This is a genomic window from Campylobacter mucosalis, from assembly GCF_013372205.1.
GTDB classification, from domain to species: domain Bacteria; phylum Campylobacterota; class Campylobacteria; order Campylobacterales; family Campylobacteraceae; genus Campylobacter_A; species Campylobacter_A mucosalis.
The window spans coordinates 1,765,922-1,773,478 of sequence record NZ_CP053831.1; the positions used below are offsets into that span (position 1 = coordinate 1,765,922).

9 protein-coding genes and 1 pseudogene are annotated in these 7,557 nt (G+C 36.1%); all 10 read right to left on the bottom strand.

The features are described 5' to 3' along the window. Positions 1 to 5: 5 nt before the first annotated feature. Complete coding sequence (locus CMCT_RS09185; RefSeq protein ID WP_034970445.1) at positions 6 to 431, bottom strand: ankyrin repeat domain-containing protein; 426 nt, start codon at positions 429 to 431, stop codon at positions 6 to 8. A 10-nt stretch (positions 432 to 441) separates the two neighbouring features. Next, positions 442 to 1,653, bottom strand: a complete 1,212-nt coding sequence (locus CMCT_RS09190; RefSeq protein WP_169753366.1) for a beta-ketoacyl-ACP synthase — start codon at positions 1,651 to 1,653, stop codon at positions 442 to 444. Continuing rightward, complete coding sequence (gene fabG, locus CMCT_RS09195; protein WP_034970443.1) at positions 1,647 to 2,366, bottom strand: 3-oxoacyl-ACP reductase FabG; 720 nt, start codon at positions 2,364 to 2,366, stop codon at positions 1,647 to 1,649. The genes CMCT_RS09190 and fabG overlap by 7 nt, the downstream gene beginning before the upstream one ends. Next, the gene (locus tag CMCT_RS09200; protein WP_051654945.1) at positions 2,356 to 2,784 is read right to left on the bottom strand and encodes a hotdog family protein; all 429 of its coding nucleotides are present in this window, start codon (positions 2,782 to 2,784) and stop codon (positions 2,356 to 2,358) included. The genes fabG and CMCT_RS09200 overlap by 11 nt, the downstream gene beginning before the upstream one ends. Beyond that, on the bottom strand, positions 2,774 to 3,904 hold the full coding sequence (locus tag CMCT_RS09205; RefSeq protein ID WP_034970439.1) for a beta-ketoacyl synthase N-terminal-like domain-containing protein: 1,131 nt from the start codon (positions 3,902 to 3,904) through the stop codon (positions 2,774 to 2,776). Before CMCT_RS09205 ends, CMCT_RS09200 begins: the two co-directional genes overlap by 11 nt. Next, positions 3,894 to 4,253, bottom strand: coding sequence for a hypothetical protein (locus tag CMCT_RS09210; RefSeq protein ID WP_034970436.1), 360 nt, complete (start codon positions 4,251 to 4,253; stop codon positions 3,894 to 3,896). The genes CMCT_RS09205 and CMCT_RS09210 overlap by 11 nt, the downstream gene beginning before the upstream one ends. Next, positions 4,253 to 4,741 carry a 4'-phosphopantetheinyl transferase family protein gene (locus CMCT_RS09215; protein WP_051654944.1) on the bottom strand — a complete coding sequence of 163 codons (489 nt, stop codon included), beginning with the start codon at positions 4,739 to 4,741 and terminating at the stop codon, positions 4,253 to 4,255. Before CMCT_RS09215 ends, CMCT_RS09210 begins: the two co-directional genes overlap by 1 nt. Before the next feature lie 52 nt (positions 4,742 to 4,793). Further along, positions 4,794 to 5,987: a methyl-accepting chemotaxis protein gene (locus CMCT_RS09645; protein WP_418656695.1), complete on the bottom strand. Its 1,194-nt coding sequence runs from the start codon at positions 5,985 to 5,987 to the stop codon at positions 4,794 to 4,796. A gap of 24 nt (positions 5,988 to 6,011) precedes the next feature. Beyond that, positions 6,012 to 6,860 (bottom strand): annotated as a pseudogene (locus CMCT_RS09650) (PDC sensor domain-containing protein); the annotation flags it as partial. A 95-nt stretch (positions 6,861 to 6,955) separates the two neighbouring features. After that, complete coding sequence (gene ruvC, locus CMCT_RS09230) at positions 6,956 to 7,426, bottom strand: crossover junction endodeoxyribonuclease RuvC (protein ID WP_034970204.1); 471 nt, start codon at positions 7,424 to 7,426, stop codon at positions 6,956 to 6,958. Between the last annotated feature and the right edge of the window lie 131 nt (positions 7,427 to 7,557).

Genomic DNA, 7,557 nt, shown 5'->3' on the forward strand with positions numbered 1-7,557 from the left:
ACTCCTTAGAATTTTAATGTTTCTAAATATGTTTGTACATCCAAAAAGCCTTTTTTACCAGCTATATCTTTTAAGTGTTGTAGCGAAATTTTTGACGTTGCACCTACTGAAACTAGGTATTTAAGCACATCAAGTCTGTTATAAATAACTGAGTAATAAATAGGGTCGTGAAGCTTTCTGTTTGCTTGATTTACGTCAGCCCCTTTGTTTACTAAGTCTTTTATGGTGTCTAAATTTACACCATTACGTATAGCAAACATTAGCGGAGTCATACCTTTGGCAACATATCTGTTTATATTTTCTGGTGTTATTCTCTCATCTAACACGGTTGTGTTGTTATCTTTTATAGCGTTTCTTATCGTACGATTTTTAGCGCCACACCCAGCAAATAAAAGTGCGAAAACCGCACCAATGACTAAAATTTTTCTCATTTTTTCTCCTTTAAAGTTTTTTAAATATAAGACTTGTATTTACTCCGCCAAAGGCAAAGTTGTTACTCATTACAAACTGCGTATCTATCGCGGTTTTTACTCTTAGATAGTTAAGCTTCGCACACTCACTATCAACTCTATTTAAATTTCTAGTTGGATAAAAGCAGTTTTCATTCATCATCATGATGCTAACAATCGCTTCAATAGCACCACACGCACCAAGTGTGTGTCCGATATGCCCTTTTAGTGAGCTTATTGCTATATTTTGCCCAAAAAGCTCGTTTGTAGCGATACTTTCGGCTATATCTCCGTGTTTTGTAGCTGTGGCGTGGGCGTTTATGTAGCCGATATCTTGAGGCAAAATTTTAGCGTCCTTAAGTGCAAATTCCATAGCCTCTTTCATCGTTGGCGAGTTTGGGCGAGTGATATGAGTGCCATCACAAGTTGAGCCAAAGCCTACAACTTCGGCAATTGCTTTGCCACCACGCCTTTTTAAACTAGCTTCGCTCTCAAGCACAACGTAAGCACCACCTTCACCAAGCACCAAGCCATCTCTGCTCTCATCAAATGGGGCTGGAGTTAAATTTGGTCTGTCATTTTTCGTGCTTGTGGCATAAAGTGTGTCAAATACGTATGCTTCGCTAGGGCAAAGCTCTTCTGCTCCTCCTGCTATCATCGCTTCACACATTCCGTATTTTATGCTCTCATACGCATAGCCAATGGCGTGAGATGCACTCGTGCAAGCACTTGAAGTTGGGATAATGCGTCCTGTTAATTTGTAAAAAAGTGCTATATTTGCAGCCGTCGTATGTGGCATCATTTTTATGTAGGTATTTGCGTTGCAATCACTCTGCCCATTTAATAAAAGTTTTGCCATCAAAGCTATTGCGTCAGTGCTTCCTGTGCTACTACCACTAGCAACGCCAAATTTTAAAATTTCACTCTCATTTAAACCAGCGTCTTTTATAGCAAGTCCAGCAGCCTCTACTGCATACTGCGAAACCCTGCCAAGTGAGCGAAGTTGCTTTCTATCCCACTCTTTTGGTGGTGTGTAGCCGTCAATGGGTGCTGCGATTTTTGTCATTAAATCTTTATATTTATCCCACTCACTCATATATCTGACGGCACTTTTATTCTCATCAAGTGCAGTTTTAAACTCTGCCCAGCTCTTGCCAAAGGCACTTACAAAGCCGTATCCGCTTATAAAAACTCTATTTAGCATAATCCGCCATTTACCCCTATAACCTGTCTTGTGATATAACTTGCGTCCTTGCTAAGCAAAAATTCAACCACGCCACTTACCTCATCAACGCTACCAGCACGTTTTGCAGGGACTGCAAATTTTATAAAATCCTCATTTATATTTTCTGTCATATCAGTTTGTATCACTCCACAAGCGACTGAATTTACCGTTATATTGCGACTTGCAAGTTCAATGGCTAGGCTTTTAATCGCTCCGTCAACACCAGCCTTGCTTGCAGCGTAGTTGCTTTGCCCTCTGTTGCCTATGACACCACTTACTGAGGTTATGGCAACTACGCGTCCGGGCTTTTTAGTGCGGATTAGTGGCATTAGGCTTGGGTTTAAAACGTTATAAAAACTATGCAAATTTACATCAATCACACCCTTCCACTCATCTTCGCTTAAAGCTACAAAGGTATTATCAGCCGTAATTCCGGCATTTAAGATAATAGCGTAATATGCTCCATTTTGCTCAATGTCATCCGTTATGGCTTCACGCGATTTTTGCGTGTCGCTAACATCAAATATGAGTTTGCTACTAAAATTTTCGCCAAGCTCGTTTTGCAGACTTTTTAACTCATCGCTATCTTTTCTTGCGTTTATTGTGACCTTATATCCAGCCTTTGCAAGACGCAAGGCTATGGCTCTACCAATACCTCTTGAACTGCCTGTTATTAAAACTCTATTTTGCATTTTTTAACTCCAAAAATTGCTCTTTGCTGGGGCTTAGAACGCTTAAAGTTGCTTTTGCAATAAGCTCATCTTTAAGCAAAATTTCACTATACCAAACCCCAAAACCACTCTCATCTTGCATTGAAACATTTGACTTTATCGTCAGTTCATCGTCGATATTTAGGGTGTTTTTGTAAATTTCAAAATCCCTAGCACCAAGCAAAAATCCGATTGAAAAATTATCTTTATTATAAAGCCCCTTGTAAGCTCCAAGGCTTTGTGCCATCATCTCAATGCACTTATATGTGTAAAATTTCTCATTTTCTAAAAAGGCATTTTGCGGTTTTATCTTGCTTTTAACACTTATAAAACCCTCGCCAAATTCAAGCACTTCATCAATTAAAACCATATCGCCACTATGTGGTAAATTAACTCTCATCATCTACTCCAACCACCATACCCGCATTATCTCCGCCAAATGCAAATGATAAATTTAGGCAGTTTTTTACTTCACTTTTAACACTTTTTGTAGCTAAATTTATGGGCGAAAGCGTGCTGTCAAACTCATCTAAAATCTGCATAGGTATCATTTTTTGTTTTATTGCCATTAGGCAAATTCCAGCTTCAACCGCACCAGCAGCCCCTAGTGTGTGTCCGATATTTGCCTTTATACCGCTAGTTGTGGCGTTTGGCAAGGTGCTAAAAATCGCCTTTGTCTCCATTATCTCATTTGCCTGTGTGCCAGTTGCGTGAGCGTTGATGTAGTCGATTTTGTGGTTTAAAGTTAGCTCATTTATGAGTTTTATCTGCTCACTCGCCTCTGGATTTGGCTGTGTGATATGAAAGGCGTCGCAATTTGTAGCAACCGCTTTTAGTTTGTAGTCTGAAATTTTATCACGACACATTAAAAACACAGCTGCTGCTTCGCCGATATTTATGCCGTCTCTATCCTTGCAAAATGGCTTTGATGGGCTGTTTGATAGCACTCCAAGCGAGTTAAATCCGTGTATTGTGAGTGAATTTAGACTATCAACACCGCCAACTATAACGGCGTCACAAAGATTTAGATTTATGAAATTTCTAGCACTTTCAAACGCTTTAATCCCCGAGGTACAAGCGGTTGAAACACCGATACAAAGTGAGTTTAGTCCAAAAAACTCACGTACAAAATTTGCTGGATTTGATAGCGAGTTTCTATCCATTAAAAACTCACTTTTATTAAAATTTTCGCCCTTAAAAGCTTCATAATTTTCTTCAACACCAGCAGTAGTTGTGCCAATAACCACGCCAACTCGGTCTTTGCCGTATTTTTTAATTGCGTTTTTTACCTCATTTTCTAACTCTAAAATAGTAGCTAGTAAAATTTGATTGGTTCTAGTTTTATAAATTTTATCCGTCTTGTGACTAAAATTTGGCAAAGCTAAATCTATACTGCCAACAAGAAAATTTTTGTCCAAAATTTGCCTTGTTTTTAACGCTCTTTTGCCACTGCAACACGCGTCAAAAAGTGCGTTTTCATCGCCAAATGGACTAAAAATTCGTGGCAAACTAAGATACATTTTTAACCTTATAAATTTTCTTATCTGTCTTTATCGTCGCCTCTTTTGCATTTTTGCTTAAAACCTCTAAAATTCCTAAAAAAAGCTCGTTAAAATCAGCGTTTGGTGGTAGAAATTTCAGGCTTTTAAATTTAGAATCTTTTAACTCTTTATCAGCTAGTGGCACACCAAAAGGGTTAAACATAACAAATCTATAAATTCCGTCTTGACTACTTACAAAAAGCCTATTTGCCGTGTTTTCATCGCTTATGATAAACTCTTTTTGGCTAAAATTGCTAAGCTTTGGCACGTTAATTTTATGAACGCAACCAGCTAAAAAAATAGCTATAAAAACTAGCCAAAATTTCATCATTTTCCTTTATAAACTATAGTTATTAAAAAATTTTTATATGTTATGTGTTTGGTTTTCATTCTATTTAAAATTGCATTAAAATTCACTGATTGCAAATGAGAAAAGCCTAAATTTTGTAACTTGATAAAAGCCTCTTTGGTTGTGTAAATTTGATAAAAAGCTAAAAGTTTGTCATCTGCATTTTTAACCAAATTTTTCTCATCATCGCTAAAACAAAAATCCATAACAGCACCAAAATTTCGCTCTTTTAGCTCCTCTATATCAATGCCGATTTTACGCTTAGAACGTGCTATAACGCAGATATCTTTCTTATGTGATATACAAATTTTATCTTTTAGTTTAAACTGCCATTTTAAAGAGCGAGAGAGTAAAAATCCGCTTTGATATTTCAAATTTGGATACTTTTTTAGCCGTCTTTTATCGCTTTTGTAAAGATTAAAGCTGTGTAGAGCTTTTGTAGTTATAAAAAGGGCAAATTTTGGCACTTTTCTCCTTATAAAATTAAGTCTGATTATGCCAAAATTTGTCTAAAATTACCTAAAATTTCTTCTTCCTAACCTCACTAACAATATCTTTAGCCATATTATCTACCTCAGCTGTTACTTCATTAGTTCTATTAGCTACTGATACATTTGCACGTGTAAGGTTATCTATCTGAGCTACTGATTGATTTATCATATTTATACCTTCAGCTTGCTCTTTTATTGATTCACTCATCTCATTGATTGATTGAGCTAGTACATTTGTATTTGCTTCTATCTCTCCAAGTGACTTTTGAGTTCTCTCAGCTAGTTTTCTTACTTCATCAGCAACAACAGCAAATCCACGTCCGTGTTCTCCTGCTCTGGCTGCTTCAATAGCAGCATTTAGTGCTAGTAGGTTTGTTTGGTCTGCTATATCTCTTATTATTGTTATTATGTTTTTAATCTCTTCAGATTGTCTTATAACATCTTGTGTCTTTTGAGATATGGCACTCATTGATGAGCTCATCTGTTCTACTGCTGCAGCACTCTCTTGCAAGCTATTTGCTTGGCTATTTGCTCCATCTGTTAGCTCTTTCATAGAATCACTTAGTATCTGAGCTTTTTGCTCTAGAATTTCAGCTTTGTCTAGGTTGTCACGGAGCATATTTGAAATTTCAATACCAAGTTGGTTTATACCACTTGCCATTGTGCCATTATCATCAAGTCTAGCTGTAAAGTCTGAACGTTTATAACTCTCAAGGAGTTTTAATACCTCTTGTCCATCTTTAGATATTGCTTTGCTTAGCCCCTCTTGAAGATCAATAAATGCAGATTTTAGTCTGTTTAGTGCAGGGTTTATCGTCTGTGCATTTAGGGTTGCTGTGAAATTTCCGTCTTTGATACTATTTACAAGAGTATTAGCGTCAGCTATGAAAGCATTTTGTTCGGATAGGTTTTGTTCGATTTGTTTGATGTTTTCGTTAATAAGCATACCCATTTTCCCGATCTCATCGTTTGCACGTATTTTTATGAGATCTGCTTTTTGGGTCTTGTAGTTTAAAAAGTCAAAGAAATTTGCAAGTGCTTTGCCGATATTTTCTATCCTAGAACCAAATGTTTTTGAATAAATCCACATTATAACCATTAAAACGATTATCGATACCACCGCTATACTTATCATAAAATTTCTAAGATTTGTAGTCTCTTCCATAGCTTCATCATGATCAACCACCAAAACTACACCCCAACTTTTATCAAAATTTGGCATATCAACACTAGCATAAACAACCTTTGATAGCTTTTTTGTTACAGCTGAGATAGCACTCATCTCGTATGGTTCTAGCTTGCTTAGAGCATTCATTATCGGCTGCAAGTCTGGATTTACATCAGTCATTTTTTTACCAATCAAATCTAGTTTTACATGCGATAAGAGCTTACCAGTATGAGAAATTAAAAAACTACTATCTGTTTTAAATAACTTGATGTTATTTACCAAATTTTGAATTTTTTCTAACTTCATCGCAATGCCCATAGTACCTACAAATTTTCCGTGTGCATAAACAGGCGTAGTAAATGAAGTTACAAGTAAATTTTGCTCACCAAATTTGTAAAAATACGGATCAAGTATGGCTGGTTTTCCGCTGTTTTTTGAAGTTGTGTAATACTCACCATTTCGGTATTCGTTTGTTCGTTTTGTAATTTTTGAAGAGCCAGAAGTATTTGTCACCCAAGGTGCAAAAAGTCCATTTGAAGCGTAAAATGCGTCATTTCCACCGTCTATTTCGCGGTTATAAAACTCATCGCTATCACTCATAAACCAAATACTCATAAAATCTGGATTTTCCTTTTGAACGTGTAAAAATATATCTCCAATAATTTGCGGCGTAAGTTTATGACCAGCCTCTAAAGAACCAGAAATAGTCTCTGCAAGTACTCTTGAGCTTTGCAATGCATTTGAGAAAAATGCTGATATAGCATTAGCGTTTGACTGCATAGCATTACTCATATATCTACTATTTTCCTCGTTTGTTATTTTTAGCGTTTTATACGCAACTATACTAATTACAAGCACAAGTGCAAGTAGTGACAACCCACAGCTAACAAGCGTCAGCTTCGTCGATATTTTCATATTCTTAAACATCAAAATCTCCTATTATAATCGGTGTATTTAAACACTCCAAATAATTATTGTATAAAATTTGTTAAAATTTCCTTTAAATTTAAAAAAGTTATTATTTAATTCTTAATTTTATTTGCGTGTGTTAAAGCCACAGCAATGGCGTCAGTTATATCAAGCGGTTTTATCTCTTTTGTGATGCCTAAAATTTTCTTTACCATAAATGCCACCTGCTCCTTTTGTGCCTTTGCCTTGCCTGTTACGGCTTTTTTTACTTGAAGTGGAGTGTATTCGGCAAAATCGCCGTGAAGTTGTAAAATTTTAAGACTTAAAGCACCACGAAATTGAGCAAGTTTTAAAACAGTTTTAGGGTTGTAAGCAAAAAATATATCCTCAATCGCAACCTCATCAAAGCTATGATTTTTAAAAATCACATCAAGTCCCTCACAAAGCTCAGTGATTTGATACTGCAAACGATCCTGCTTTATCTTTATAAGTCCAGCCTCAATAAGTGTCGTTTTTCTAAGGCTTTTCTCAACTATCGCATAGCCACAATTTCGCGATCCTGGGTCGATTCCAAGAATTTTCATTTTTACCTTTTTAAAAGTTATTCACATATTTTTTCACAATGTGAATAAATACTTATTCACACTTTAACTACAATTTATCAAACTTAAGATAAAATATCAAATACCCATTTTAATATAAAAAAGGTTTGGTT